The organism is Bradyrhizobium ottawaense (assembly GCF_900099825.1).
GTDB classification, from domain to species: domain Bacteria; phylum Pseudomonadota; class Alphaproteobacteria; order Rhizobiales; family Xanthobacteraceae; genus Bradyrhizobium; species Bradyrhizobium ottawaense_A.
This window is the reverse complement of record NZ_LT629693.1, coordinates 7,169,778-7,195,481: the sequence shown is the minus strand read 5'-3', so window position 1 is coordinate 7,195,481 and position 25,704 is coordinate 7,169,778. Positions and strand designations below refer to the sequence as shown.

General features: G+C 62.6%; 23 protein-coding genes and 1 tRNA gene. 13 read left to right on the top strand and 11 right to left on the bottom strand.

The genetic code is table 11. The features are described from left to right. Positions 1-14 precede the first annotated feature (14 nt). Positions 15-500, bottom strand: a complete 486-nt coding sequence (locus BLR13_RS33860) for a hypothetical protein (RefSeq protein WP_074814411.1) — start codon at positions 498-500, stop codon at positions 15-17. A gap of 358 nt (positions 501-858) precedes the next feature. Between BLR13_RS33860 and BLR13_RS33855 the strand changes: the two genes are divergently transcribed. Beyond that, on the top strand, positions 859-1,965 hold the full coding sequence (locus tag BLR13_RS33855; protein WP_157793752.1) for an efflux RND transporter periplasmic adaptor subunit: 1,107 nt from the start codon (positions 859-861) through the stop codon (positions 1,963-1,965). A gap of 5 nt (positions 1,966-1,970) precedes the next feature. After that, positions 1,971-5,009 carry an efflux RND transporter permease subunit gene (locus tag BLR13_RS33850; RefSeq protein ID WP_074814417.1) on the top strand — a complete coding sequence of 1,013 codons (3,039 nt, stop codon included), beginning with the start codon at positions 1,971-1,973 and terminating at the stop codon, positions 5,007-5,009. Between the two features lie 798 nt (positions 5,010-5,807). Here the strand turns inward: BLR13_RS33850 and BLR13_RS33845 are convergent. Then, positions 5,808-6,512 (bottom strand): TetR/AcrR family transcriptional regulator, encoded by a 705-nt coding sequence (locus tag BLR13_RS33845; protein ID WP_074814419.1) that lies wholly within the window; start codon positions 6,510-6,512, stop codon positions 5,808-5,810. Between the two features lie 207 nt (positions 6,513-6,719). Here BLR13_RS33845 and BLR13_RS33840 point away from each other — a divergent pair, with 207 nt between their 5' ends. The 3 genes from BLR13_RS33840 (at position 6,720) to BLR13_RS33830 (ending at position 10,080) form a co-directional block, all read left to right on the top strand. Further along, positions 6,720-8,003: an HlyD family secretion protein gene (locus BLR13_RS33840; RefSeq protein WP_079587389.1), complete on the top strand. Its 1,284-nt coding sequence runs from the start codon at positions 6,720-6,722 to the stop codon at positions 8,001-8,003. Between the two features lie 71 nt (positions 8,004-8,074). Continuing rightward, positions 8,075-9,601 (top strand): DHA2 family efflux MFS transporter permease subunit, encoded by a 1,527-nt coding sequence (locus tag BLR13_RS33835; RefSeq protein WP_074830738.1) that lies wholly within the window; start codon positions 8,075-8,077, stop codon positions 9,599-9,601. A 53-nt stretch (positions 9,602-9,654) separates the two neighbouring features. Then, complete coding sequence (locus tag BLR13_RS33830) at positions 9,655-10,080, top strand: hypothetical protein (RefSeq protein ID WP_074814423.1); 426 nt, start codon at positions 9,655-9,657, stop codon at positions 10,078-10,080. A gap of 342 nt (positions 10,081-10,422) precedes the next feature. Here BLR13_RS33830 and BLR13_RS33825 read toward each other — a convergent pair. Both BLR13_RS33825 and BLR13_RS33820 read right to left on the bottom strand, forming a co-directional pair. Then, a tRNA-Leu gene (locus BLR13_RS33825) sits at positions 10,423-10,507 on the bottom strand. Between the two features lie 97 nt (positions 10,508-10,604). Continuing rightward, a complete protein-coding gene (locus BLR13_RS33820; RefSeq protein ID WP_074814426.1) occupies positions 10,605-10,847 on the bottom strand; it encodes a FliM/FliN family flagellar motor switch protein in 243 nt (80 codons plus the stop codon). 64 nt (positions 10,848-10,911) lie between these two features. Here BLR13_RS33820 and lipB point away from each other — a divergent pair, with 64 nt between their 5' ends. After that, positions 10,912-11,640, top strand: coding sequence for a lipoyl(octanoyl) transferase LipB (lipB, locus tag BLR13_RS33815; RefSeq protein WP_074814430.1), 729 nt, complete (start codon positions 10,912-10,914; stop codon positions 11,638-11,640). On the opposite strand, the gene BLR13_RS33810 is transcribed toward lipB, so the two are convergent. Further along, positions 11,637-12,605 (bottom strand): alpha/beta fold hydrolase, encoded by a 969-nt coding sequence (locus BLR13_RS33810; RefSeq protein ID WP_074814433.1) that lies wholly within the window; start codon positions 12,603-12,605, stop codon positions 11,637-11,639. The two genes, lipB and BLR13_RS33810, sit on opposite strands and share 4 nt — an antisense overlap. Before the next feature lie 63 nt (positions 12,606-12,668). Next, complete coding sequence (locus BLR13_RS33805; RefSeq protein WP_074814436.1) at positions 12,669-13,097, bottom strand: tautomerase family protein; 429 nt, start codon at positions 13,095-13,097, stop codon at positions 12,669-12,671. Positions 13,098-13,218: 121 nt separating this feature from the next. On the opposite strand from BLR13_RS33805, the gene BLR13_RS33800 reads away from it, so the two are divergent. From BLR13_RS33800 to BLR13_RS41225, 4 genes are all read left to right on the top strand, one after another. Continuing rightward, complete coding sequence (locus BLR13_RS33800; protein ID WP_074814437.1) at positions 13,219-14,073, top strand: LysR family transcriptional regulator; 855 nt, start codon at positions 13,219-13,221, stop codon at positions 14,071-14,073. 79 nt (positions 14,074-14,152) lie between these two features. Next, entirely contained in the window at positions 14,153-15,676 is a 1,524-nt protein-coding gene (locus BLR13_RS33795) for a PAS domain-containing sensor histidine kinase (protein ID WP_074814442.1), read from the top strand. Positions 15,677-15,908: 232 nt separating this feature from the next. Next, positions 15,909-17,885 (top strand): diguanylate cyclase, encoded by a 1,977-nt coding sequence (locus BLR13_RS33790; RefSeq protein WP_074814445.1) that lies wholly within the window; start codon positions 15,909-15,911, stop codon positions 17,883-17,885. 114 nt (positions 17,886-17,999) lie between these two features. Further along, on the top strand, positions 18,000-18,152 hold the full coding sequence (locus BLR13_RS41225) for a hypothetical protein (RefSeq protein WP_171944906.1): 153 nt from the start codon (positions 18,000-18,002) through the stop codon (positions 18,150-18,152). 63 nt (positions 18,153-18,215) lie between these two features. On the opposite strand, the gene BLR13_RS41220 is transcribed toward BLR13_RS41225, so the two are convergent. From BLR13_RS41220 to BLR13_RS33770, 5 genes are all read right to left on the bottom strand, one after another. Next, positions 18,216-18,356 carry a hypothetical protein gene (locus BLR13_RS41220; RefSeq protein WP_171944907.1) on the bottom strand — a complete coding sequence of 47 codons (141 nt, stop codon included), beginning with the start codon at positions 18,354-18,356 and terminating at the stop codon, positions 18,216-18,218. Between the two features lie 25 nt (positions 18,357-18,381). Next, positions 18,382-18,681: an acylphosphatase gene (locus tag BLR13_RS33785; RefSeq protein ID WP_074814447.1), complete on the bottom strand. Its 300-nt coding sequence runs from the start codon at positions 18,679-18,681 to the stop codon at positions 18,382-18,384. A gap of 1 nt (position 18,682) precedes the next feature. Next, complete coding sequence (locus tag BLR13_RS33780) at positions 18,683-19,546, bottom strand: isocitrate lyase/PEP mutase family protein (protein ID WP_074814449.1); 864 nt, start codon at positions 19,544-19,546, stop codon at positions 18,683-18,685. Positions 19,547-19,650: 104 nt separating this feature from the next. Continuing rightward, positions 19,651-21,666, bottom strand: a complete 2,016-nt coding sequence (locus BLR13_RS33775; RefSeq protein WP_074814452.1) for an acetyl-CoA carboxylase biotin carboxylase subunit — start codon at positions 21,664-21,666, stop codon at positions 19,651-19,653. A 170-nt stretch (positions 21,667-21,836) separates the two neighbouring features. After that, positions 21,837-22,046 carry a hypothetical protein gene (locus BLR13_RS33770; RefSeq protein WP_074814458.1) on the bottom strand — a complete coding sequence of 70 codons (210 nt, stop codon included), beginning with the start codon at positions 22,044-22,046 and terminating at the stop codon, positions 21,837-21,839. Between the two features lie 113 nt (positions 22,047-22,159). Here BLR13_RS33770 and BLR13_RS33765 point away from each other — a divergent pair, with 113 nt between their 5' ends. From BLR13_RS33765 to BLR13_RS33755, 3 genes are all read left to right on the top strand, one after another. Continuing rightward, positions 22,160-22,339, top strand: coding sequence for an RNA polymerase sigma factor region1.1 domain-containing protein (locus BLR13_RS33765; RefSeq protein ID WP_074814465.1), 180 nt, complete (start codon positions 22,160-22,162; stop codon positions 22,337-22,339). An 80-nt stretch (positions 22,340-22,419) separates the two neighbouring features. Beyond that, on the top strand, positions 22,420-23,184 hold the full coding sequence (locus tag BLR13_RS33760) for a thermonuclease family protein (RefSeq protein WP_074830741.1): 765 nt from the start codon (positions 22,420-22,422) through the stop codon (positions 23,182-23,184). 56 nt (positions 23,185-23,240) lie between these two features. Further along, positions 23,241-25,703 (top strand): hybrid sensor histidine kinase/response regulator, encoded by a 2,463-nt coding sequence (locus BLR13_RS33755; RefSeq protein ID WP_074830744.1) that lies wholly within the window; start codon positions 23,241-23,243, stop codon positions 25,701-25,703. Position 25,704: the final 1 nt, after the last annotated feature.

Here is a 25,704-nt window from a genome sequence, read left to right as displayed (position 1 = left end):
CGGTATGGAAACAATCAGGCATCTGGAACGTAAGGGAGCGCCGATTTGTGGGCGCAAAGCCGAAGCTTGCCATCCTTGCAGAGGCGAAAGACGAAGGTCTTGTCGACCATGATTTCGTTCCCCTCATAATCGGCGAGATATACGTTGCCCATGGTAATGGCAATTATTCCGTGAATCTGAATTCCATTTTCAGCGGCATTGTTGTCGTACCAGACGCGCGCCCAGGGCTTTAAGGCAAAGCCCTTGTCATCGGGAAATTCGGGATCGCCACCGACAAAGTATGACAGTGCTCCTCGCGCCGTATTGCGAAACGTCTGACGGCCGTGAGCCTGCGTGGGTTTGAAAAACACCACTCCGTCCTGGTAATCGTAGAGTTCATCGATCACGACCGTTGCAGCCGCCCGAAAATCTCCAGACGCCTTATAGACCGTTCCGATCCTCACTAAACCATCGCACCATGCCTGTTGAGCCGCATTCACTTGCCTCTCGGTGATAGTCATACGATCACTCCAGTGAGGGCGGCACGAGAAGCAGCGCAAGCATGTTTGCGCTTTAAGTCGGATGTTTTCAAGTTTAGATTGCGTTGAAGCGGAAGTGGAAAGCCCCGCTTACCGTGCTTCGCCGGGTAACGATCTTATGACCTGGAAGAGCGACATCATGGGTTTGGTGGCGTGCACGGTGTTCGCATTGCGATGCAACCAGAGAATGGCGGGAACAACGCCGGAAGGGAAGCTTCCCGCCGGACGCTATCGCGCAAAGATCGCATTCATGAGATCGGTCGCTCTTGGCAGGCGGCATTGTTTGGGGAAGAATGCAACACGCTGACGCAGCCTCAAATTGCCTCAGATGGAGCCGACAATGAGTCGACGACCGTTGCGGTTTGTGATCTGCGCGATAGTCGTGTTCGGCTTGCAATCCTGCAGCAGAAAGGATCAGGAAGTCACCGAGCAACCCGTGCGGGGGCTTCGCGCCTTCAAGGTAAACGCAAAAGCCGAGAGCCGGGTTCGCCGCTTTCCCACAGTCCTGCAGCCGGCAGACGTCAGCAGCTTATCCTTCGAAATTGCCGGACAATTGAAAGCAGTATCGCTTGCTGTCGGCCAAAAGGTGCAGTTGGGAGACCTTCTGGCGGAAATCGACTCGCGCTCGCTGCAATCGCAGGTCGACCAGGCCAGTGCCGGCGTGCAGCAGGCGCAGGCCCAGCTCGATAACGCAGAAAGCGATTTCCGGCGCAAGGAAGACCTGCTCGGAAAAGGGGTCACAACCCAAGCAATATTCGATCAGTCGAAAGCGACCTTGCTCACTGCGAGAGCGCAATTAGACCAGGCGAAGCGCCAGCTCGAACTGGCAGAACACAACATGGACCGCAGCAAGCTCGTCGCGCCGTTCTCCGGCACCATCGCCCGCGTCGAGGTCAAGTCGTTCGCACAGGTTTCAGCCGGGCAACCGATTGTCACCTTGTACAGTGACGACCGTTTCGAGATGTCTTTCCTCATTCCCTCCCCGACCTTTCAAACCCTGAGGGTCGGGCAACCGGTCACCGTCAAGGTCGCCGACATGCCTGATCTCTCGCTCAAGGGAGAGATCAAGGAGCTCGGGTCCAAGGCAGAGCAGGTCTCCGCGTTCCCGGTCGTTGTGCGGCTGGAAGACAGGGTTGCGGGGCTGAATGCCGGGATGTCGGTCGAAGTCGCGATCCAGGAGCCACTGATCGGTGTAGCCAGCGGTTTTCTGCTTCCGCTCAGTGTCATTGCGCCCGAGGCCGGCAGGGAACTGGAGGGCGTTGCGACCGTCTTTGTCTATAATGGCGCCAGCTCGACGGTGAACAAGCGCAAGGTCACAGTTGGAGGAGTCCGTGACAATCGCCTGATCGTCACGGAAGGCCTTGCCGCGGGCGACATCGTTGCCGCGGCCGGCGTCTCCTATTTGCTTGACGGACAAAAAGTCAAGCTTCTACCCGTCGTGGAGTAGGTATCGTGAATCTCCTCACGCGATTTGGTCTCGTGCGATCGCGATTCACCATTGCGGCCATGATTGGGCTGCTTGTTGCCGGCGTGGTCCTCTATCCGAATTTTCCCAAGCGCGAGGACCCGATCATCGTCATTCGCACGGCGGTGGTATCGGCGCTGTTCCCGGGAATGGCGCCCGAGCGCGTCGAAAACCTGATTGCAGTTCCGATCGAACGGAAAATCCGCGAGCTTGCCGAAGTCAAGGATATCAGGACGCTTGCGAGCGAAGGATCGCTGACGATCTACGTCGACCTCAACGATGAGGTCGGCAATGTCAACGCGACCTGGCAACGGCTGCGCGACAAGGTTGGCGACGTCAAGATCGAACTGCCCGACGGCGTCGTCGGCCCGTTCGTCAACAGCGACTTCGGCGATGTCGCCATTGCAACGATCGCGATAACCGGCGAAGGTTTTTCACCGCGCGAACTGAAGGATGTCGCGGACGATTTCCGCAAGAAACTCTACCAGCTGACGGGAATCTCCAAGATTGATCTCTTCGGGGTTCAGGACGAACGGGTTTGGCTGGAACTGGACACGCGAAAACTCGCGGCCGTCGGCGTCCAGCTCAACGCCCTGGTCAAGGACCTTCAGGCGCAGAACGTCGTGCTGCCGTCGGGATCCATCAATGTCGAGGGCACGCGCCTGCTGCTGGAAACATCAGGTGACTTTCCGGATGTGCGTGCCGTCGAAACCATGCTGACCCGCGTGGGTGCGACGGACAACCTGGTAAGACTTGCCGATCTCGTCACCGTTCACCGCGGTTACGTCTCCCCCAAAATCAAGCCGGTTTACTTCGACAGGCGATCCGCAGTCGTGCTCAGCGTGATCATGCAGCCCGATCAGGATGTAACTCAGCTCGGGCAAAAGCTGCGCGCGACGGCACGCGCCTATGAGCAGCAGCTCCCGATCGGATATGCGATCCATTTCGCGACTTACCAGGCGGAACAGGTCCGTGCCTCCGTCAACTCTGCGCTGTCAAACGTGGCGCAGACCTTTGTCGTCGTGGCCGCTCTGGTCGTGCTGTTTCTGGGCCTGCGCGCGGGATTGGTCGCGGCGATGATTGTTCCCTTCGCCGTGATGTTTTCGCTCATCGGCATGCGTTGGCTCGGCATTGCGCTCGAGCAGGTATCGATTGCTGCCATCATCATAGCCCTGGGTCTCCTGGTCGACAACGGCGTGGTGATCGTCGAGGATATTGTCAGCCGGATGGGCCGCGGCGTGCCGGCCCAGGCTGCGGGTCTCGCCTCCGGCGAGCAATACGCGCTTCCCCTGCTGATATCGTCGGTCACGACGGTTGCGGCTTTTCTGCCGCTGTTTCTGCTTCCGGGATCGTCGGGCGAATATGGCTACTCGCTCGCCGCGGTCGTCGCCTTGACGCTGACCGGCTCGTGGATCTCGGCCGTCTACATCCTTCCGGCGTTGACGGTCTGGTTGTTCGACCGCGGCCAGGTTGCGGAAAACCAGGCTGCCTCTCCTTCACGGTTGCAAGGGTTCTACGCGATCGCCTTGCGGGCCGCGCTCCGCTTTTCGCCGATCGTGCTGGCCGCCTGCATCGTCCTGGTCGTGCTGTCGCTCTCGCTGTTCGGCCGCGTGCCAAAACAGATGTTCCCGCTGAGCGAGCGCAACCAGTTCCTCATTTACATGAACATGCCTGATGGAACCGACGTCTCCCGCACCGAGACCAAAGCGCTCGAAATCTCCGGATGGCTCGGCGACAAGACCCAAAACCCCGAGATCGCGAGCAACATCGGCTACATCGGGGATGGCGGCCCGAGATTCTATCTGACGCTGACTCCCGTGGCGTCCGATCCCGCGTCGGCCTTCTTCCTGATCAACACCAACGACTACACCGGTGCAGTGCGGGCTGCGGATCGCGCCTGGAAATATCTTTACGCGAATCACCCGGAAGCGAGGTTCAAGATCAAGCGCCTGGCGATGGGCGCGGTGGAATCCGGCATCGTCGACGTAGAAATCTCCGGCCCCGACGCCGACCGGCTGCTGGCGCTCAGCGAAAGCGTACAAGCGCTGTTTCGGGCGGCGCCGGACGTTCACGACAACGAAGACGATTGGGGCAACAAGCTCATCAAGGTGGTTGTCGAGATCGATCAGGATCGCGCGCGGCAGCTTGGAATAACATCCGAAGAGATTACGCAGCTCCTAAATACCTATTTCAGCGGCGCCGCCGTGTCGATCTACCGCGAAGGCGACAATCTCATTCCCATCGTGCTCCGCGCGGGAGCATACACCTTCGAGAATCTGGAAGCGCTCACCAGCGCGACCTTCGCGAAGAACGGCGGATTGATCTCACTCGCACAGGTGGCCAGGCTAAGGCCGCGGTTCGATTTTGCTCGCATCAGGCGGAAAAACCAGGAACGAACGATCACCGTCACCGCCCGGAGCGCTTCGCTGACGGCCGGGCAGCTCCTGGAGTCCATTCGCCCCGGCCTGCAGGCGCTCGACCTGGCCGGCGGCTATCACTACACGATCGGGGGCGAGATCGAGAAGAGTGCGGAGACCAACCAGAAGCTTGCCGCAGGATTTCCTGTCGCCCTTGGCATCATGGTGCTGGCGATCATTCTGCAATTCAACTCCTTTCGGCGCACACTGCTGACATTCATCACCATTCCGCTGATCGTGATCGGCATCCCATTCGGCCTGCTGCTGACCGGACAGCCGCTTTCGTTCTTTGGAACGCTCGGCATCATCAGCCTGTCGGGAATCATCATCAACAACGCCATCGTGCTGATCGATCAGATCGACATCGAGCGAAGGGAGCTTGACCTGCGCGACGCGATTGTTGTCGCCTCTGAAAAGCGATTGCGACCGATCCTGCTGACATCGGCAACGACCGTTCTCGGACTGGCGCCGATGGCGATCGCCGGCGGCGCATTATGGCAGCCCATGGCCGTGCTCATGATGTCCGGGCTTGCCATCGCTTCGCTGTTGACACTGTTCTTTGTGCCGGCCGGATATTTGCTGCTCTTCCGGTTCGACAAGAAGCTTTAGGGACACCATCATGAAGCAGGAGGCCCGCCGATTTCTACGCTGGGCTACGCCACTACACTCTCGCGTGGAGATGGTGGTTTCGCGGGGCGTTGGTTCAAATAAAGATGCGACGACCGAAAGAGCAAGCACTGCACCAAGATGCGCGAGATCAAACAGGGAAGATAGCGCGGAACAAAAACCAGCGCTCGCTGTGAGTAACAATGTTGGAGTATAAATCGCGAAAACACTTTTCGCATCAATGATTTACGCCCTTGGTCCGCTCGGAGGGCGGTCGCATTTGTTGCGGTATCAATAGGTTAGAAAGATCTATCAAACCATAAGGTGCATTTCAAACCCAAAGTACCTTTCAAAAGCAGCGCCCAAGGAGCGGCTCGTCCAGTCGCCTTTTCCACGGAGCGCCCCGTTCCCACGGCGCGATTAGTGTCGCGGCCGGTCGTTGTCTTGAGATCACTCGAAGAGCTGCCTCCCCGCGCGCGGGCGTTGTGGGGAGCGCCTTGCTTTGAGCGAGGAGCGGACGGTGTAGCACTTATCTGAAGTGTTGAACGGGAGATTCCCGAGGTTATTGCGTGAACGGATTCGGACAGGGCCGCTGATTAAGAGACATGGTCTCAGATTGATATCTCGAGCGATTTTTTCCAACTGCGCCAGAATCCGAGCATTGGACATCAACGGCTTACAGCGACAAGTCCAACTATGAGCGCGCGTCACCGCTGGCAGATCGAGGCGTGGGGCGAGTCGCTGGAGCGGTCGCGTACCGCTTAAAGGTGCCGAGCTAGAGCTCGCATGACTTTTCGAGATTCAACTCACGCCGCCGTTTTTGCACGCTGCAAGGAAGAACGCAACGCTGCGCGCCACGTGCGCGTCGATCTCTGCATCCAGCACCTTGAGGTTTACCTCGAACAGCGCCCGAAGCAGCATGGGCACGGCAACGAGATCGAGCAAGAGCCGGGCCGTCGTCGCGAGGCGCTCCGGGGCGAAGGCCGGCAGCGACGAAAGCTCGTCCGATTGCGCCAGTTCGCCCAGCAGCCGGACCCCGAGTTCAGTGCTGAGATCACGCGCGGTCCGGCTGACGGTGCTTGCCAGATCGGGGAATCGGCGCGCTTCCGCAACCGCCAGCCGCATCAGTGCGATCCTGTCGCTGTCGAAACCCCAGTGCACCAGGGTGATCGCGGCACTCGTGAGGCGCTCCTCGATTGTTGCGCCGGTCGGCGCCTCACTCTTGAACTCTGTAATGCGAGAAAGGATGTCCCGTGTCACCACTTCGGTGAACAGCGCCCGCTTGTCGCGGAAGCGGGCGTAGATCGTCGGCTTTCCCGAGCGCGCTACCTCGGCGATCTCGTCGATACTCGCGCCTTCAAAGCCGCGCTCCAGAAAGACCTTGCGCGCCGCATCGAGGATGCGTGTGTCAACCTCCCCGGCAAGTTCCTTCGGCGGGCGACCAAAGCGCACCGCGGCGCGCTTTGCCTTCGCCGCCGGTGTCTTCTTCAAACTGCTGGTTTTCATCGCGATTGATCCGGGTTCCGCACCGCTGATGGTCGGCGGCGCAGCTCAATTTATGCAGATCACGTCTGCTTGTAAATAGAACGAAACCGTTTCGTTCCTATTGACGAGCCGATCTGGGCGAACTATTTGGCTTATAGAAACGGAACGGTTTCGTTTCTTTTGGCGATAGCCTTTCGCGGACCTCGCCTGACAGCAGGAGCGGCAATCATGTTCGAAGACAATTTTTTGGAACGGGACGGACGGGTGCTCGAGGGCGTCGAAATCCCCCAATCTGTCACGGCCTCCCACGAGCCCAGCGCTGCGTCCGAAAAACTCGTCGTCACGGCGCGGGCTCCCTCCCCGCACGAAAGCCCGGTTGCCAAAGCGCCAGCCTCACCCGTTCAGGCGGAACCAGCTCAGACGCAGGCCACCGGCAAAGGGCACAGAGCCGGCTTCCTGCGTCGCCGCCCTATTGTCTCCGCCATCGGTGCGATGCTCCTCGCCTCTGCGTTGGGCGGCGGCTATCTTTACCTGGACTACGCCAGACACTTTCAGTCCACCGATGATGCATTCATCGCCGCGCGGCAATCCTCGCTCGCCCCCAAAGTGTCCGGCTACCTGACCGCCGTCCCCGTCACCGACAACCAACATGTCAAGGCTGGCGACGTGATCGCCCGTATCGATGACCGTGACTATCGCACGGCACTCGATCAAGCGGAGGCGCAAGTCGCGGCCGCGCACGCCAGCATTGAGAACATCGACGCGCAGCTCGATGTGCAGCAGGCACAGATCAGCGCCAACCAGGCACAGGTGGATCAGGCGCAGGCCGCACTGGTGTTTGCCGAGCAGCAGGCAGCGCGGTACGAGCACCTCGGGCAAACCGGCTACGGCACCGTTCAGAACGAACAGCAATATACCTCGCAGCTCCACCAGCAGCAGGCCGCGCTCGCGAGTGCGCAGGCGACCCTGAAGCTGGCGCAGCGGCAGGTCGAGGCGCTCAAGGCTCAGCGCAACAGCGCTGTTGCAAGTCTGCGGCAAGCCGAAGCGCAGCGTGACCAGGCTGAACTCAATCTGTCCTACACGACGGTGACGGCGGCGCAGCCGGGACGCGTCGTTAATCTGACCGCCGCGGTCGGTCAATTCGCCCAACCAGGCACGAGCCTGACGATGTTTGTGCCGGATCAGATCTGGGTCACGGCAAACTTCAAGGAGATTCAACTCGACCACATGCGGCCCGGCGATCCGGCAACGCTCGCGATCGACGCCTATCCGGACCGCAAAATCCACGGTCATGTTGAGAGCGTGCAGCCTGGGTCCGGCACCGCGTTCTCGCTGCTCCCGGCTCAGAATGCCACTGGCAACTACGTCAAGATCGTCCAGCGCGTGCCCGTGAAGATCATCATGGACAATCCGCCAGTCGATGTCGCGCTGGGCCCAGGCCTGTCGGTCGTCCCGACGGTGCGCGTCGAATCCACCTCGTCGCTGATTGAGAAGTTGAGGAGGGACCTGTGAGCACTGCCGTCATCGAAACCGATGCTCCCGCCGCGGCAGGCGGCACCGGCGTCAATCCCTGGCTGATCGCCATGCTGGTCGCGCTCGCGAGCTTTATGGAGGTGCTCGACACCACGATCGCCAACGTGGCGTTGCCCTACATTGCGGGCGGCATGGGGGTGAGCGAGGACGAAGCCTCCTGGGTGGTCACCACCTATCTGGTCGCCAATGCCATCATCCTGACGGCCAGCAGCTATCTGGCGCGAATGCTTGGCCGCAAGACCTTCTTCCTGATCTGTCTTGGATTGTTCACCTTAAGCTCGCTGCTGAGCGGCTTTGCCCCGAATCTGAACGCGCTGTTGCTGTTCCGTATTATGCAGGGCGTTGGTGGCGGCGGCATGGTACCGGTCGCCCAGTCGATCCTGGCGGATTTGTTCCCACCGGCAAAGCGCGGCCAGGCCTTTGCGCTGTTCGGCGTCGCCGTTGTCGTAGCGCCGGTAGTGGGCCCGACGCTTGGCGGCTGGTTGTCCGACAATGTCTCCTGGCAGTGGTGCTTTCTGATCAACGTGCCGGTCGGCGTGATCGCAATGGCGCTGATCTCGCTGGTCCTGCGTGAGCCCCGAACCGCGCATGCGGAAAGCCACTCGCAGCAAGGCAACGGATTCGACGTCCTCGGCTTCATCCTGATTGCGACGTTCCTCGGCGCGCTGGAGGTCGTACTGGACCGCGGTCTGGAGGACGATTGGTTTGGTTCACCTTTCATCGTCACGTTCGCGGTCATCTCGGGTCTGGCGTTCGTGCTGATGATTCCGTGGGGATTGACCCGCGGCAATCCGATCATCGATCTGCGCATGGTGGCGACGCGCCAGTTCGGCGCCTGCTTCCTGGTGATGCTGACGACCGGCGCAATCCTGCTCGCGACCACACAATTCCTGCCGCAACTGGTGCAACAGGATTTCGGCTATACCGCCACCTTGGCCGGTCTCCTGCTCTCGCCGGGCGGCGTGGTCACCATGGCGATGATGTTCGTGGTGGGCCGTGTGGCGGCCAAGGTGCAGCCCAAATATCTCATCGTCGCGGGCGCGGTGCTCATCGCGCTTTCCATGTACGGCATGACCAACGTGTACGCCGATCTCGACTTCTGGTTCATGGCCCGCTCGCGCATCCTGCTCGGCGTTGGACTGCCGCTGATCTTTGTGCCGATCATGGCCGCATCCTACGACGGCATTGAGCCGTCCAAGACCGACCAGGCCTCTGCCTTAATCAACGCAGCCCGCAACACCGGAAGTTCGATCGGCGTCTCCATCGTCTCCAACGTGTTGACGCATCGCGCGCAGTTTCACCAGAGCCGGTTGGTCGAGCAGGTGATCCCGTCAAGCACAACGTACCAGGACACACTGCAACAGATCACGAACTACTTCACGGCCCATGGGAGCTCGCTGATGCAGGCGCATGACCAGGCCATTCAATGGATTGGCGCGCAGGTGCAGGCGCAGGCGTCATTCCTTGCTTACATGGATGCGTTCTGGGTCCTGATGTTGATCTCGCTTTCAGCCGTGCCGCTCGCCCTAAGCCTGCGCAAGGTCAAGCTCGGCGGTCCTGCCCACATGGGCCATTGAGATCGAACGCATCGCTTCATTCTCTGCCTAACCTCCAACCAAGGGAGTTTGACATGTTGCTTCACCTACCAATCGCAATCCTGGCAACGCTTTCGCCAATCCACGTCTCCGACACGGTACCGACGTACGACATTGTGAGAGAGTGCCGCTATGAGGGCGGGTCGGCCGCTAATGTCGAGTGGTGTTCGCAAGACGAAACGGCGGCACTGGGACAGCTCAAGACGGAATGGGTGCAGTTTGTCGGTGCCGACAAGCGGTCCTGCATGGCGACGACGCAGATCGGCGGCTTCGCAAGCTATGTCGAGCTGCTAACCTGCCTGGAAATGGCACGCGACGTTGTCGGCGCGAGCGCTGATCCCGAAAACCTGCGTGCGAAGTCTGGGTCACGGTCGACGCGGCCCTCACGTCGCGGCGAGCGAAACGCCTCAGCGAAGGCGAGCGGCGCCAGCGCCTGGCAGATCATCGGCATGAGGCGGTAGGCCTGCTCAAGGACGTTGACAGGAAATCTGCGGACCGCACCCTGCCCGCATTTTTTTGATGGACACGCAGTCCGGGATACCGCGTAGCGCCCACGGATGAGAGTACGAACCGGCCGACTTCTGCGCGGGGCTACGCCAGTGCCCACTCGTGAGCAAATGGTGGTTTTCCTTTGCGCGGCGTTGGTTCAAGAAAAAAGATGCGACGACCGCAAGAGCGAGCACTGCACCAAGACGCGCGAGATCAAACTGGGAAGATTACGCGGAACAAAAACTAGCGCTCGCTGTGAGTATCAATGCGGAGAAACCGCGAAAATATCTTTCGTATCAATGTCTTATTGCCTGTGGTGCGCTCGGAGGGACTCGAACCCCCACGATTTTACTCACTGCCACCTCAAGGCAGCGCGTCTACCAATTCCGCCACGAGCGCTTGGGATACCGGCTGGATGGATGCGGCCTGCCGGATCAACGGCGCCGATGTAACAAATCAGAGATGGGGGGACAAGGCAGTTTTGCGACCGAATTAACTACCTAACACCCGGCAATTTCGGCAGCATTTGCTTGACTTCGACCGCGATCCGGTTGCGATCCACCAACACCACGCCGGAAGCCACCGGCAGGTTGTTGGCGAGGATCTTGACCTCGTCCGCCTCGGTGGCATCCAGCTCGATGATGGCGCCTCGGGAGAGCCGCATGACCTGGTGGACCGGCATTGTGGTGGTACCGAGCACCACCATGAGATCGACGCTGACTTTATCGAGGGTCGCCACTTCTGAACCACCAAACTGAGAACTAAATCTGTTGGGTCCCAACTGACCACGTTATGGTTAGCCAATGGTTAATGACCGCCAAAGCCTTGACTTGACGACCTTCGCGCGGCCCCAGGGCGGCGCGGACGTCGAATGGCGGATTGCGGCCGCCCCCGTGCCCTACCCCGAGGCCGTCGCCGCCATGGAAGCGCGCGCGGCCGGTGTCGCCGATCAAAAGGCGTCCGAACTGGTGTGGCTGCTGGAGCATCCGCCGCTCTACACCTCCGGAACCAGCGGCAGGCAGGACGACCTGCTCGATCCGCGATTCCCCCTGTTCACCACCGGACGCGGCGGCCAGCTCACCTATCACGGCCCCGGCCAGCGGGTGGCCTATGTGATGCTCGACCTGAAGCGGCGGCGGCCGGACGTGCGCGCCTATGTGGCAGGCCTGGAAGAATGGATCATCCGTACGCTCGATGCCTTCAACGTTCGTGGCGAACGCCGCGAGGATCGCGTCGGCGTCTGGGTGAAGCGGCCCGACAAGGGCGCCGGACACGAAGACAAGATCGCAGCGATCGGCGTGCGCCTGCGGCGCTGGGTGTCGTTCCACGGCATCGCCATCAATGTCGAGCCGGAACTGTCGCATTTCCAGGCGATCGTGCCCTGCGGCGTCGTCGACCCGCGCTACGGCGTCACCTCGCTGGTCGATCTCGGCCTTCCCGTGACCATGGAAGATGTCGACGTCGCGCTCCGGCAGGCTTTTGGCGAGGTGTTCGGCGCCACTGCCATGCGCCTGCCGGAAGTGGCGAGCTAGACTCCCGGCAGCGTGCCCAGAAACTCGAGCAACGCCGCGTTGACCTCGGCGGGCCGCTCCTGTTGCAGCCAGTGGCCGGCGCCTTCCATGATCTTGACCTGGCGAAGGTCGGCGCATTGGGCCCGCATCCGCTCGACCATGTCGACGCCGGGGATCATGCCCAGGATCGGTTCAAGGCTGCCGGCCAGAAATGCCGCCGGTTGCGTTATTTGCCGGCCGTCGAACCCGGCCATGTCGGAAAAATCGCGCTCGGAGTTGCGATAGCGATTGAGCGGGCCGCGAAATCCGCTGTCACGGAATTGACTCGCGTAATAATCGAGATCGGCATCGGTCAGCCAGGATGGAAACTGCGCGGGATCGACCAGGCGATCCAGCAATCCCGGCCCTGTCGGATTTGCGACCCTGTCGTTTGCCTTTCGCGCTTCTCCGCTGCTCCCGTAATAGAACTTGCGCAGGCTGGCGCGGATCGAGGTTTCCAGTTCGGCTTCGGCAACGCCGGGTTCCTGAAAATAGAGCTGATAGAAGAAGCGGTCCTGATAGATCTTGCGAAACAACTCGATGCTCGGCGCCGGCCCGCGGCCGGCATAAGGCGCGCTCAATCCGGCTACCGCGCGAACGCGCGCGGGATGAAGTAGCGCGGTCGCATAGGCGATCGGGGCGCCCCAGTCATGGCCGACAACGACGGCCTGCTGTGCACCAAGCGCGGCAATCAGGCCGGCGATGTCGCCGCACAGCTCCTTGATCGCGTAGGCTTCGATCGCGTGCGGCTTGTCGCTGCCGCCATAGCCACGCACATCCGGCGCCGCCACGCGGAACCCGGCCTCCGCCAGCACCGGAATCTGATGGCGCCAGGAGTACCAGCTCTCGGGAAAGCCATGGATCAGAACGATCAAGGGCCCCTCGCCGGCGACCGCCACGCGAAGCCGCGCGGCGCCGGTGTCAATCATCTGCAAGTCGATTGGCATGCACACGGCTCCCGGCGAATGGTCCAACTATAAGTTGCCCCTTCGCCGTGTCCAGCGCGCGCGTCACGCCGCAGCCCGCTGCGGCGCGACTTCGAGCTTGCCGGCGATGTAGCGGCGCTCCTGCGTCAGCCCGCCGAAGCCGTAGGCATCGCCCCTGACCTCGTCGACATGCGCGTAGCTCTCTTCATGCAGCGGCCCGAGCAGTTCGCCCATGCGCTTGAAGACCGCGGCAAGATAGGCCGCCTTCTCGTCCTTGGTGTTGGTGCCTTCGCTGACATGGACGTCGAGCCAGAAGCTGGCGAGGCTCTGTTCCCCGAGCGACCTGCCGCCGGCGAACCAGTCGGCGGCGTCGACCGACTTGACGATGACAGCCGTGACCCGGGGATCCTTGTGCAGGATTTCAGCGGTCAGACCGCTGACGGCGGACGCAATCTCAGCCTTCAGCGACGGCGCCTTGCGAAAGCTCGAATAGGTGACGGTGATGAGCGGCATGATCGTTCTCCTTTGGGTTCGCTTTGCGCGTATCGACCGCGCCACCTGTAACTAGACCTGCCCGCATCATTTTGGTATCTTATCTATGTTCATAACAGTGATAATGATTGTTGATGATGAAATGAGTACCCTCGACATCGATACCGTGCAGGCCTTCCTGCTGGTCGCCGAACTGCAGAGCTTTACCCGCACCGCCGAAGCCCTCGGCACGACGCAGGCCTCGGTCAGCCTGAAGCTGCAGCGGCTGGAGGCCGTGGTCGGCGAGCGGCTGGTCGAACGTTCGCCGCGGTCGGTGGGACTGACTGCCGACGGCGCGGCATTCCTGCATCACGCGCGGACGCTGATGGAGGCGCATGACCGCGCGCTGTCCGGCGGGCTGCCGGTGCGGCAGACCCTGTCGCTCGGGATCAGCGATCACGCCGGCGGGCCGGAACTGGTGCCGCTGCTGGAGCGGCTGCACGCGATGTCATCGCAACTGGCGCTCAACGTCACGATCGGCTTTTCCCGCGAGATCGCCGATGCCTACGATGGCGGCGAACTCGATGCGATCGTGGTGCGGCAGGAAGGCAGCCGACGCGGCGGCGAGAAACTGACGGTGGATGAATTCGGCTGGTTTGCCGCCAAACGCTTCGCCTGGCGCCGGGGCGAGCCGTTGCGGCTGGCGACGCTGGCGCCGCCCTGCGGCGTGCGCGCGATCGCGGTCCGCGCGCTCGACAAGGCCGGTATCGGCTGGAACGAGACATTTGTCGGCGGCGGCGTCACGGCCGTCGCCGCCGCGGCCCTGGCGGGGCTGGCGGTCGCCCCGCTCGCCCGCCGGATCGCGCCTGTGGGCCTGATCGATATCGGACCGTCCGAGAAACTGCCTGGCCTCGGCACGTCGAAAGTGATGCTGCATTCCAGGGTCAGCGACCCCGCCAAACGGGCGGCGCTGCGGACACTGGCGGCGACGTTTCGAAGCGTCGCGGCCGCGGTGTAACGGTCCGTTTGAGGAAACATTCCGGCGCCATGGAACGAATGTACCCGTCGTGCGTTTGGGCCCATTAGGCAGGACGCGGATGTTCGGAAAAGACAAGCAACAACAGCGGGATCTGTTCGAGAGCGAACGTAGTTTCCGGCTTCTGGTCGAGGGTGTTGTCGACTACGCGTTGTACATGCTGGACCCGTCTGGCATCGTCACCAGTTGGAACATTGGCGGCCAGCGCATCAAGGGCTATTCGCCCGAGGAGATCATCGGCCGGCACTTCTCCTGCTTCTACACAGAAGCCGACCGCGCCAACGGCAAGCCGGCCCGAGCCCTGCGCACGGCCGAGGAACAGGGCCGCTATGAGGAGGAAGGCTGGCGCGTCCGCAAGAACGGAACGTTCTTCTGGGCCAGCGTCGTCATCGATCCGATCCGGGAAGGCGACAGGATTGTCGGCTTCGCCAAGATCACCCGCGACATCACCGAGCGGCGCGAGGCCCAGCTCAAATTCGAGCACATGCAGGCGCAACTGGCGGAATCGCAGAAGCTCGACGCGCTGGGCCAGCTCACCGGCGGCGTAGCGCATGATTTCAATAATCTTCTCATGATCATCAGCGGCAGTCTTCACACGCTGAGGAAGGGCCTCGACAACGATCCGAGGCGCCTGCGCGCGCTGGCGGCGATCGAAGTGGCCGCCAAACGTGGCGCAGCCCTCACCAGCCAGTTGCTGACGTTTGCGCGGCGTCAAAGCGTCAATCCGGAGCCGATCAGTGTCGCCGAACGGATCGATGCAATACGCGAGGTGCTCGGCACCGGCGTCGGCGGCGCGGTGACGCTGCAATTCGACATCGACCGCGGCGCGTGGCCGATTATCGTCGATGTCACGGAGTTCGAAACCGCGCTGGTCAATCTCGTCATCAACGCGCGTGACGCGATGCCGAGCGGCGGCGTCATTACGGTATCGGTGCGGAACGATACGCTGAACGAGGCTGTCCATGCCGGCGACTGCGTCGCGATCTCGGTCGAGGATACCGGCGTCGGCATCGCGCCCGATCTGATGAGCCGGATATTCGACCCCTTCTTTACGACCAAGCCGGTCGGCAAGGGTACCGGATTGGGGCTTTCGCAGGTCCATGGCTTTGCGCACCAGGCCGGCGGAACGATCAGGGTCGCCAGCGAAATCGGCAAGGGCACCAAGATCACGATCCTGCTGCCGCGCAAGGATGTCACACTACCGGCTGAAGAAACTCGGGCTGCCGCAACTGGCGGCAGTGGCACGGTGCTGCTGGTCGACGACAATCCGGATGTCGCGACTGTCAGCGCCAGCCTGCTCGAGCAACTCGGCTATACCGTCCGCCGGGTGGCGGATGCCGAAGCTGCGTTGACCGAAATCGAACGCGACGGGATCGACCTTGTGTTCTCCGACATCGTGATGCCCGGCAAGATGGACGGTCTCGCCCTCGCCCGTCATCTGAAGGCCCATCGGCCCGGATTGCCGATCCTGCTGGCGACCGGCTACAGCGATGCCGCCGCAAACGTGCGCGGGGATTTTCCGATTCTCCGCAAGCCGTATGAAATCCACCAGCTCAGCCAGGCGATCGCGAAATTGCCGAAGTAGCGCGAGCAAGGACGCCCGGCCTGATGACAGTCCGGCGCGGTCGATGACGGCTGATGGCTGAAAAAATGGTCGTCTCGATGCATCCGGATCTCTCCGGGGAACCACGACAAAGGCCCTCCCCGGTTGGTTTTCGACCAGTTTGTTAACCTCATCGGCACCTATCGGCCGCTAGATTCCGGCTCGCATTTACCCGCCGGTGGCAGTGGCCGGCTGCGGCCCGACAAGGCGAGAAATGAGCGATCGAAGGCAGTCCAGTTCCGGCGGGCCGTTGCGGCTGTTTACACCGGGCGCCGTCGTCATCATTTTCGCGTTGGTCATGACGGCTTGCATCGTCGGCATCGTGGTCTGGAAGGCGCTCGAAGCCAAGACGTCGACGCTGGCACGCGGCAATACCGACATTCAGAACCTCGCCCACTCGCTGGCCGAGCACGCCGCGCACACCATTCAGGCGGCCGACATCACGTTAACAGGCATGGTCAGCCTGCTCGCATATCGGGACCCGTTGCCGGAACGGTTCAACAAATATCTGGCGGAGGCGGTCGCCACGCTGCCGCAACTGCGCGAGATCGGCGTGCTCGACGTCGATGGCGAGTGGCAATATTCATCGCTGCCAGAGACGCCGCATCACAACAATGCCGACCGCAAATACTTCATCTTCCATCGCGACACGCCCGGCAAGGCGCTGCGCATCAGCGAGTCGTTTCAGTCGCGCCTGACCGGACGGCCGACGATCCTGCTTACCAAACGCATCGAGCATCAGGACGGCAACTTTGCCGGCGTGCTCGTCGCCGCTGTTGACAGCGACTATTTCAACGGCTTCTACCGGATGTTCCAGCTCGGGCCCGACGGCGGCATCACCCTGATCCGGAGCGACGGCACCGTTCTGATCCGCTGGCCGCTCTCGGATGCGACCGCCGATCTGTCAAAAACCGACCTGTTCACAAAACACCTCAAGCTGAGCTCCGTCGGCGCCTACAAGATCGTCTCGCCGTTCGACGGCATCGCGAAATATTTCGGCTACGAGGAAACGCCGAAATATCCCGTGGTCGTCACGGTAGCGATGTCCGAGGACTGGCTGCTGGCCGGCTGGATGACGACATTGCGCACCGACGCGCTGGTCGCCGGCGTGCTGTTGTGCGTCATCGTCCTGCTCGCCGCGGTGTTGTCGTCGCAGTTCCGCTTTCGCATCCGGACCGAGCGCAGGCTTCGGGACAGCGAGTCCCGCTATCGCCTGCTCGCCAACAACATCGCCGACATCATCATCCTGATCGATGCCCGCGGCATCCTTCGCTTCGTCTCGCATTCGGTCGAACCCGTGCTCGGACTGCGCGCGCAGGATCTGATCGGCACATCGTGCTTCAACCTCGTTCACCCCGACGACGTGGCAGCTGTCCAGGCGGCAAGCGCGCGGCTCGGCGACCCCGGGGCCGTCAGCACCGTCGCGTTCAGGATCCCCCGCGTCGACGGCTCGCTGGCGTGGGTCGAAGTCAACTTCAAGCGGGCGTCCGATAACGATGACGCCGCCCGGACGGAATTCGTCGGCGTGCTGCGCGACGTCACCGAACGCAAGCGCATGGAGGATAAGCTCAACCTGCTCAACCGCCGCCTCACCCAGCTCGCCGCGACCGACGGACTGACCGGACTGACCAACCGGCGATCCTTCGACAGCTTCCTGCGCCGGGAATACGAGGCCTGCGAGCGGATTTCGGTGCTGTTGTTCGATATCGATAATTTCAAGGGCTACAACGACAGCTACGGACACCAGGCCGGCGACCGCTGCCTGCAGGCCGTCGCCCGGGTGATCGGCGACGCGACCTCGGACATTTCGGGCCTGTCGGCACGTTACGGCGGCGAGGAATTCGCGGTGGTGCTGCCGAACACCTCGGAAGACGCCGCGTTGAAGGCCGCCGAATCGATCCGGCTGACCGTCCGGGCGCTGGGAATTCTCAACGTCGCCGCCAGCCGCGGCTATGTCACCATCAGCGCCGGCGTTGCCGCGAGAACCCCCGCTACGCTCGACGAAACCGCGCTGGTCGGGGAAGCTGACACTGCGCTCTACGAGGCCAAGCGGCTCGGCCGCAACCGCAGCGTGGTCTATTCCGCGATCGACCTGCGCTATGTCGATGCCGCATCGATCCAGCCCGATCCGCCAGGCCCGGCCGGCCAGCAGGAGCCGATGCGCCAACCGATCGACCTCACGGCAAAGTAACCGCTTCAACCGCCTGAATTTTTTCGACAGGTGAGCCAGCTCACATTCGGCCGCCGCGATCTGCGCTAGCTTCGAATCCAGCACTGCCGGGTAGCAGGAGCATGGAGGTCGCAAATGACTGCTATCGCACGCGCGCTGTCACGCGCTTTTGTCAGCGTCAACGAAGCCGACACCCTCAAGCAGCTGCTGCTGTTTTGCCTCGCGGGGCTGTTCGTCTCCGTACTGCTGATGACCTACGGTGTCGATCTCAGCCCGGGATTTTTCTAGCGCCTTTTGACGCGTTTTCTTTACGCGAACCGGCGTCCACTGTGCTCGAAAACGCTATAGCGGCTAGCGCGCGCCCGGCCGCCACGACAGGTCATCCGACAGCACGTAGATCGTGATCGCCGCCAGGCACATCACCACCCCGACCCAGAAGATCGGTGAGTGATGGATTCGCCTCCAGTCGCGTCGAGGGGCCGTCGGCTTCATGGAATCACCCTGTCTGTTTTGAAGTCTAGATTGTCGGTAACACCGAAAAGCGCTCTCCCGGCCGTCGCAGGTTTAGCGCGTCGGAATGGCCGGCCTCTTCCTGCACCGCCTCGACCCGCGCCAGCGACGGCCCGCGCCGGCACGCAGCGATCATGGCCGCAACCACGTCCTCTGCGCCTGCGAACACCGCCTCGACGCTGCCGTCCCTGAGGTTACGCACCCAGCCTTCGAGACCGCGTGCCCTCGCCTCATGGTCGACCCATGCGCGGTAACCGACGCCCTGCACGCGGCCGCGAACCGTGACGTGGCGAACCACGGCACTCATGTCACTTCAGACCGAGAAATTCGTTCGCGCGCGCCTTGGTGTCGGCTTCGCGCATCGCGTTTGCGGTCAATTCCGCCGACGCCAAACCCTTCAAATTCTTCGGCGAGGCGCCGTCGCGCAGCGCTTTCAGCGTTTCGTAGACGGCCTGCGTGGCTGCGGCGAACGGCGCGTGGCCCTGCAGCGCGATCCGCACCCGCAGGTTTGCGAGATAATCGAGCCCGGTCATCTCCTCGGGCGCGCCGCCGAGCACGATCGGCAGCTTCGTTGCCGCCGAGATCGCCTCCAACTCGCCGCGATCCTTGATGCCGGTGAAGAACAGCGCATCGACGCCGACCGCCTCATAGGCCTTTGCCCGCGCGATCGCGTCGTCAAGGCCGGTGATCGATACCGCGCCGGTACGCCCGATGATCACAAGCGAGGGATCGCCGCGCCCGTCGAGCCCGGCCTTCATCTTACCGACGCCTTCCTCGCGCGAAATCAACTGCGTCTTCGCCTGCCCAAACGGCTGCGGCAGCAGCGTATCCTCGATGGTCAGCCCGGCAGCACCCGCGGCCTCGAGTTCCTGCACGGTCCGACGGACATTGAGCGCGTTGCCATAGCCGTGGTCGGCATCGACCAGCACCGGCAGGGCTGCTGCGCGCGACATCCGGCGCATCTGCTCGCAAAGTTCGGTCAGCGTGATCAGCGCAATGTCGGGATCGCCAAGCACCGCCAAGGAGGCCACCGAGCCGCCGAACATGCCGACCTCGAAGCCGAGGTCTTCGGCAATGCGGATCGAGGTGGCGTCATAGACCGAGCCCGGCCGGATGCAGCCGGAACCGTTGAGGATCGAACGCAGCGCCTCGCGGCGTTTCCGGAAGGCCATGGCGAAACTCCCTGTTCGTCATTGCGAGAAGCGAAGCGACGAAGCAATCCAGCTTTCTTCTTTTTGGCTATGGATTGCTTCGCTCGCAATGACGGGATGATGTTCTACGCGAATTCCAGGATCAGCGCGTCGACCGCCAGCGTGGCGCCGGCGGCGGCGTGAATCTTCTTGACCGTGCCGTCGCGTTCGGCGCGCAGCACGTTCTGCATCTTCATGGCCTCGACCACGGCAAGCGTCTCGCCGGCCTTGACCTCCTGGCCTTCGTTGACGGCGATCGAAACCACGAGGCCCGGCATCGGACACAACAGCTTCTTGCCGGTATCGGCCGCCGACGTCACCGGCATCAGCCGGGCGGCTGCCGCCTCGCTTTCGGTGAAGACGTTGACCGGGACTTCAAACCCCTGATGCGCGAGCCGGATGCCGTTCGGAATCGCGCGCACCTGCATCGCGATCAGGTTGCCGTCGATCCGGCCCTGCCAGACCGGCTCGCCCGGCGTCCAGGTCGAGACCAGTTGATGCGGGTTGCCGGGCAGACCATCGGCGCCAATGAAGCGCACCGCGATGCCGTCGGCCTCGCGCGCGACGTCGAGCGCGATTTCCTCGCGGCCGAGCCACACCGCGCGACGGCGCTCGCGCTGCACCAGCCGGCCGGTCAGCTGACCGGAAATCTGCCGCTTGCGCTCGCCGAGCACATGATCGATCGCCGCACCGACGGCGGCCAGCCGCCGCGCAATCTCGCCCTCCGGCGCACGCGCGGCAAATCCCTTCGGGAATTCTTCCGCGATGAATCCGGTCGAGAGCTTGCCCTCGCGCCAGCGCGGATGGCTCATCAGCGCCGACAGGAACGGAATGTTGTGGCGGATGCCGTCGATATAAAAGGAATCCAGCGCGGTCGACTGCGCCTCGATCGCCGCCGCCCGCGACGGCGCATGCGTCACCAGCTTGGCAATCATCGGATCGTAATGGATCGAGATTTCGCCGCCCTCCTGCACGCCGGTGTCGTTGCGGACGGTGATGCCGTCGTGGCGCGATTCGGCGGGCGGACGGTATTTCACGAGGCGCCCGATCGAGGGCAGGAAGTTGCGGAACGGATCCTCGGCATAGACGCGGGATTCCACCGCCCAGCCGGTCAGCGTGACGTCCTTCTGCGAAAGCTGCAGCTTCTCGCCGGCGGCGGAACGGATCATCTGCTCGACGAGGTCGATGCCGGTGATCAGTTCGGTGACGGGATGCTCGACCTGCAGGCGGGTGTTCATCTCCAGGAAGTAGAAGCTCTTGTCTTGCCCGGCGACGAATTCGACGGTGCCGGCGGAATCGTAATTGACGGCTTTCGCCAGCGACACCGCCTGCTCGCCCATCTTGCGGCGGGTGGTCTCGTCCAGCAGCGGCGACGGCGCTTCCTCGATGACCTTCTGGTTGCGGCGCTGGATCGAACATTCGCGCTCGCCGAGATAGATCACGTTGCCATGCTTGTCGCCGAGCACCTGGATTTCGATGTGACGGGGATCGACGATGAACTTTTCGATGAAGACGCGGTCGTCGCCGAACGACGACTTGGCCTCGGCCTTGGCGAGGTTGAAGCCTTCGGCGACTTCGGAGGTCGAATGCGCGATCCGCATGCCCTTGCCGCCGCCGCCGGCGGAAGCCTTGATCATCACGGGATAGCCGATCTCGTCGGCGATCTTCACCGCATGCTTTTCGTCCTCGATCACCCCGAGATGCCCGGGCACGGTCGAGACGTTGGCTTTGGCGGCGGCCTTCTTGGATTCGATCTTGTCGCCCATCGCGGCGATGGCGCCGGGATTGGGACCGATGAAGACGACGCCGGCCGCTTCCAGCGCGCGCGGAAAGGCTTCGCGCTCGGACAGGAAGCCGTAGCCGGGATGCACCGCCTGGGCGCCGGTCTTGCGGCAGGCCTCGACGATCTTGTCGATCACCAGATAGCTCTCGGACGCCGCCGGCGGGCCGATCAGCACGGCCTCATCGGCCATTTCGACATGGAGCGCGTCGCGGTCGGCCTCGGAATACACGGCTACCGTCTCGATCCCCATACGGCGCGCAGTCTTGATGACCCGGCAGGCGATCTCGCCGCGATTTGCGATCAGAATTCGTTTGAACATGTTCTTCTTGCTTGAGCTTTGGGCAGGATCCTCACCCGCACTGTGGCATGCGGGGATGCGGGTAACAAACCCGTCGTACAGCAAAAATCGACCGAGGCAACTCTCTCCTGCCGACCCGCCGGGCCGGGCCAACGGGACTCAGGGCCGCCCGCTCGCGTCAAGGCGCCATTTCAGCCGGAATAGCTGTTGAACCGGCCGCGCGCATAGGCGTGGCTGACCGCCTTCATCAGTTCGCCGACCTCGGTCTCCAGATAGTCGTTGGCCACGATCAGCGCCCGGATGGTCGCCCGCACATTGCCGCCGCAGGCCGAAATGGCCTGATCCGCAGCGGCTTCCAGCCCGTCATCTGGCTCGGGCGACGGCTGCGACGATGAGGGCATGGCGGAATTTCCATGGTGCGCTGAGGGAAGATAAGTTCTTCTTTTGTTCTTGTGAAGTCAATGGCTCGCTTCGTCTTGCCTCTTATAGAGGTGCAAATTTCGGGAGCGGATGAATGGACTGGCAAGCGATCGTGCGACGAGCCGTCGAAATCGGTAGCCAAAACGGCTTCATGACATTTGACCAGATCAACGAGCTCATACCGCCATCTGCCCACAGGCTTGTTGAACCCGAGCTTATCGAAGCTCTCCTTGAAGCTTTAAATGCCCACGGCATAAACGTGACGGATACATAGACCCCTGCGCTTGGTTTCCCCGATGGCGGCATGTGCTAGAACGGTCGCGCAGGTACACAAGACATTTTGAAATGAAACAAATGCAGTTGCGCGTTTCCCTGGTTGCGGCTCTCTTTTTAGCAGCCCTCTCCTCGAACTCGACTTGGGCCGCCTCCCCCACCGTCCGCGACGGCAGCACGCTGCAACTCGGCAGCGTGACCTACCGCCTCGACGGCGTCGAAGCCCCCGCCTTCGACCAGCTCTGCATCGACGACCATGCCGATAGCTGGACCTGCGGCGTCGAGGCCCGCGATCAACTGTCCAAACTGATCGGCGGCCGATCGGTGCACTGCGACGATCTGGGCGCAGATCCCCTCTACAAGAAACGGCACATCGGCATCTGCTCGGTCGATGGCGAGAAGACCAGCCTCAACCAGGCGATGGTCAGACTGGGCCTGGCCCTGAACCTGGAACCATCGGTCAAGGGACGTTTCAAGGACGACGAGGCCCGCGCCAAAGACGACAAGCAAGGCCTGTGGAAAGGCTGCTTCATCGCGCCGCGCGAGTTCCGCCTTGGACGCAAGGATGGCGCCCTGCTCGGCGGTTCATGCCGCGCCGACCGCGACCGCGAAATCCGCGAAGCCTTGTTCCCCGACGAACTGGTCCAGCCGTCCGGCTGCAACATCAAGGGCAAATACGCCGTGCGCGCCCGCGTGACCGGCAATCTCGGCATCTATCACCTGCAGGCCTGCCGGAGTTATCCCGGCACCACCCGGCCGGACCGCTGGTTTTGTTCAGAGGAGGACGCGCAGGGCGCCGGGTTCCGCAAGGCCTACAATTGCCGGTCGCCCAGCAAGGGCAAATGACGCTGGCAAAATTACCGCCTGGTGTGTGAGAGTGCCGGCAGAGGTTGCCGTCGCGTATGCCCCCTTCCGAACCATCGAACGTCCTGCCCGAAGTTGAAGCCGCCGAACGGTTGCGGCAGCATCTGGAGGAGATCGCGCGCGAACGCGACCGGGCGCATCGCGCGCTGCAGGAACGCGAAGCGGAACTGGCGCGGATCCAGCGCATCGGCCGCGTCGGCGGCGTCGAGGTCGACTTCCACGACGGTTTCAAGAACCGCCGCTCGCCGGAATATCTCATCATTCACGGGCTGCCGCCGGACGCGGCCAACGAGACCCATGAGGATTGGGTCAACCGGATTCATCCCGACGACCGCGAGCGCACCGTCAAGCAATTCCTCGATGCCCTCAAAGGCCGCGACGAGGATTATTTCGCGACCTACCGGATCGTGCGGCCGAACGACGGCGAGACGCGGTGGATCGATGTCATCGCGAAGATCGAGCGCGACGCCGGCGGCCGCGCGCTGCGGCTGGTCGGCGCCCATATCGACGTCACCGAGCGGATGCTGGCGCAGGAAAAGCTGCGCGAAAGCGAACAACGCTTCCGCCTGATCGCCGACAGCGCGCCGGTGCCGATCTGGGTCACCAAGCTCGATCGCACGCGGTCTTTTGCCAACCAGGCCTACGTCGATTTCCTTGGATTGCCGTTCGAGGAAGCCATCGCGTTCGACTGGCGCAAGGTACTGCATCCGGACGATTTGCAGCGCGTCCTGCAGGAATCGGTTGCGGGCGAGGCCTCGCTCAAGCCATTCGTCCTCGAAGCCCGCTACCGGCGCGCCGACGGCGAATGGCGCTGGCTGCGATCGGAATCGCAGCCGCGTTGGGATCCGACCGGCAACCATATCGGCTTCATCGGTGTCGCCCACGACATCACCGCGTCGAAACAGGCCGAAAGCGACCTGCGCCGGCTCAATGAGACCCTCGAGCAGCGGATCACCGAGCGAACCGCACAGCTCGAATCCAACGAAGCGCAAATGCGCGCGATCTTCGAGACCAGCCATCAGTATCAGGGGCTGCTCAATCCGGATGGCGACCTGCTTTACGCCAACCGGACGTCGCTCAACGGCATCGGCGCCAAGCCCATCGACGTGATCGGTACGCCGTACTGGACGACCCCCTGGTTTTCAGCGACCGAAGGCATGCGCGACATTGTCCGCGATGCCTTCTTCGCCGTGATGAAGGGTGAAGAGATCCGGACCGAGATGCGGCTTCAGCTGCCGATCGGCGAGCGCTATTTCGATTTCGCGATGCGCCCGATGCGCGACCGGCACGGCGCCATCATCGGCGCGGTGCCGGAGGCCGTTGATATTACCGAGCGCCGCAAGGCCGAGGAAGTGCTGCGTCAGTCGCAGAAGATGGAAGCGGTCGGCCAGTTGACCGGCGGCGTGGCGCACGATTTCAACAATCTGCTGACCATTATTCGCTCGGCGACCGACTTCCTGCGCCGCCGCGAATTGCCGGAGGAGCGCCGCCGCCGCTACGTCGACGCGATTTCCGAGACCGTGGAACGGGCTTCCAAGCTGACCGCGCAGCTGCTGGCGTTCGCCCGCCGCCAGCCGCTGAAGCCGCAGGTCTTCAATGTCGGCAACCAGGTCGACGCCGTGGCGCAGCTCATTCGTCCCCTCGTCGGCAGCCGGATCAGGATCGACGTCGAGCTATCCGACTGCAACTGTTTTGCGATCGCCGACATCGCGCAGTTCGAGACCGCCCTGATCAACCTCGCCGTCAACGGCCGCGACGCCATGGACGGCGAAGGTCAGCTCACCATCTGCGTCCGGAAGGTGCGCGCCATCCCGCCGCTCCGCGCCCAGTCCACGCGCCGCGGCGACTTCGTCGCCATCGCGATGGCCGACACCGGCACCGGCATCGCCGCCGACCAGCTCGAAGCGATCTTCGAGCCGTTCTTCACCACCAAGGAAGTCGGTAAAGGTACGGGTCTCGGCCTCAGCCAGGCCTTCGGCTTCGCCAAACAATCCGGCGGCGACATCGAGGTGACGAGCCCGCCCGGCCAGGGCGCGACCTTCACCATCTATCTGCCGCAGGCCGAGATGCCGGCGGATGCGGCCGAAGCCGCGGCCACCGGCAGCGAGCCCGCCATTCGCGGACGCGGCTATCGCGTGCTTGTCGTCGAAGACAATGACGACGTCGGGCGCTTCTCCACCGAGCTATTGGAGGATCTCGGTTATACGGTCCGCCGCGTCGCCAACGCCAGCGCTGCGCTCGCCATGCTGGCCGCGGACGAGTTCTCCGCCGATCTGGTGTTCTCCGACGTCATCATGCCCGGCATGAACGGCGTCGAACTCGCCGGCATCATCCGCGAACGGTACCCCGGCCTGCCGGTGGTGCTGACCTCTGGCTACAGCAACGTGCTGGCGGAAAATGCCCATCGCGGCTTCGAGCTGATCCAAAAGCCCTATTCGGTGGAGGTGCTGTCGCGGATTCTGCGGAAAGCGATTTCGGCGCAAAAGCCGGAAAGCGCGTAGC

Coding starts and splice junctions, on each gene's coding strand:
- BLR13_RS33860 (WP_074814411.1), bottom strand. CDS start 500: ATGACTATCACCGAGAGGCAAGTGAATGCGGCTCAACAGGCATGGTGC.
- BLR13_RS33855 (WP_157793752.1), top strand. CDS start 859: ATGAGTCGACGACCGTTGCGGTTTGTGATCTGCGCGATAGTCGTGTTC.
- BLR13_RS33845 (WP_074814419.1), bottom strand. CDS start 6,512: ATGAAAACCAGCAGTTTGAAGAAGACACCGGCGGCGAAGGCAAAGCGC.
- BLR13_RS33840 (WP_079587389.1), top strand. CDS start 6,720: ATGTTCGAAGACAATTTTTTGGAACGGGACGGACGGGTGCTCGAGGGC.
- BLR13_RS33835 (WP_074830738.1), top strand. CDS start 8,075: ATGCTGGTCGCGCTCGCGAGCTTTATGGAGGTGCTCGACACCACGATC.
- BLR13_RS33830 (WP_074814423.1), top strand. CDS start 9,655: ATGTTGCTTCACCTACCAATCGCAATCCTGGCAACGCTTTCGCCAATC.
- lipB (WP_074814430.1), top strand. CDS start 10,912: ATGGTTAATGACCGCCAAAGCCTTGACTTGACGACCTTCGCGCGGCCC.
- BLR13_RS33810 (WP_074814433.1), bottom strand. CDS start 12,605: ATGCCAATCGACTTGCAGATGATTGACACCGGCGCCGCGCGGCTTCGC.
- BLR13_RS33805 (WP_074814436.1), bottom strand. CDS start 13,097: ATGCCGCTCATCACCGTCACCTATTCGAGCTTTCGCAAGGCGCCGTCG.
- BLR13_RS33800 (WP_074814437.1), top strand. CDS start 13,219: ATGAGTACCCTCGACATCGATACCGTGCAGGCCTTCCTGCTGGTCGCC.
- BLR13_RS33795 (WP_074814442.1), top strand. CDS start 14,153: ATGTTCGGAAAAGACAAGCAACAACAGCGGGATCTGTTCGAGAGCGAA.
- BLR13_RS33790 (WP_074814445.1), top strand. CDS start 15,909: ATGAGCGATCGAAGGCAGTCCAGTTCCGGCGGGCCGTTGCGGCTGTTT.
- BLR13_RS41225 (WP_171944906.1), top strand. CDS start 18,000: ATGACTGCTATCGCACGCGCGCTGTCACGCGCTTTTGTCAGCGTCAAC.
- BLR13_RS41220 (WP_171944907.1), bottom strand. CDS start 18,356: ATGAAGCCGACGGCCCCTCGACGCGACTGGAGGCGAATCCATCACTCA.
- BLR13_RS33785 (WP_074814447.1), bottom strand. CDS start 18,681: ATGAGTGCCGTGGTTCGCCACGTCACGGTTCGCGGCCGCGTGCAGGGC.
- BLR13_RS33780 (WP_074814449.1), bottom strand. CDS start 19,546: ATGGCCTTCCGGAAACGCCGCGAGGCGCTGCGTTCGATCCTCAACGGT.
- BLR13_RS33775 (WP_074814452.1), bottom strand. CDS start 21,666: ATGTTCAAACGAATTCTGATCGCAAATCGCGGCGAGATCGCCTGCCGG.
- BLR13_RS33770 (WP_074814458.1), bottom strand. CDS start 22,046: ATGCCCTCATCGTCGCAGCCGTCGCCCGAGCCAGATGACGGGCTGGAA.
- BLR13_RS33765 (WP_074814465.1), top strand. CDS start 22,160: ATGGACTGGCAAGCGATCGTGCGACGAGCCGTCGAAATCGGTAGCCAA.
- BLR13_RS33760 (WP_074830741.1), top strand. CDS start 22,420: ATGCAGTTGCGCGTTTCCCTGGTTGCGGCTCTCTTTTTAGCAGCCCTC.
- BLR13_RS33755 (WP_074830744.1), top strand. CDS start 23,241: ATGCCCCCTTCCGAACCATCGAACGTCCTGCCCGAAGTTGAAGCCGCC.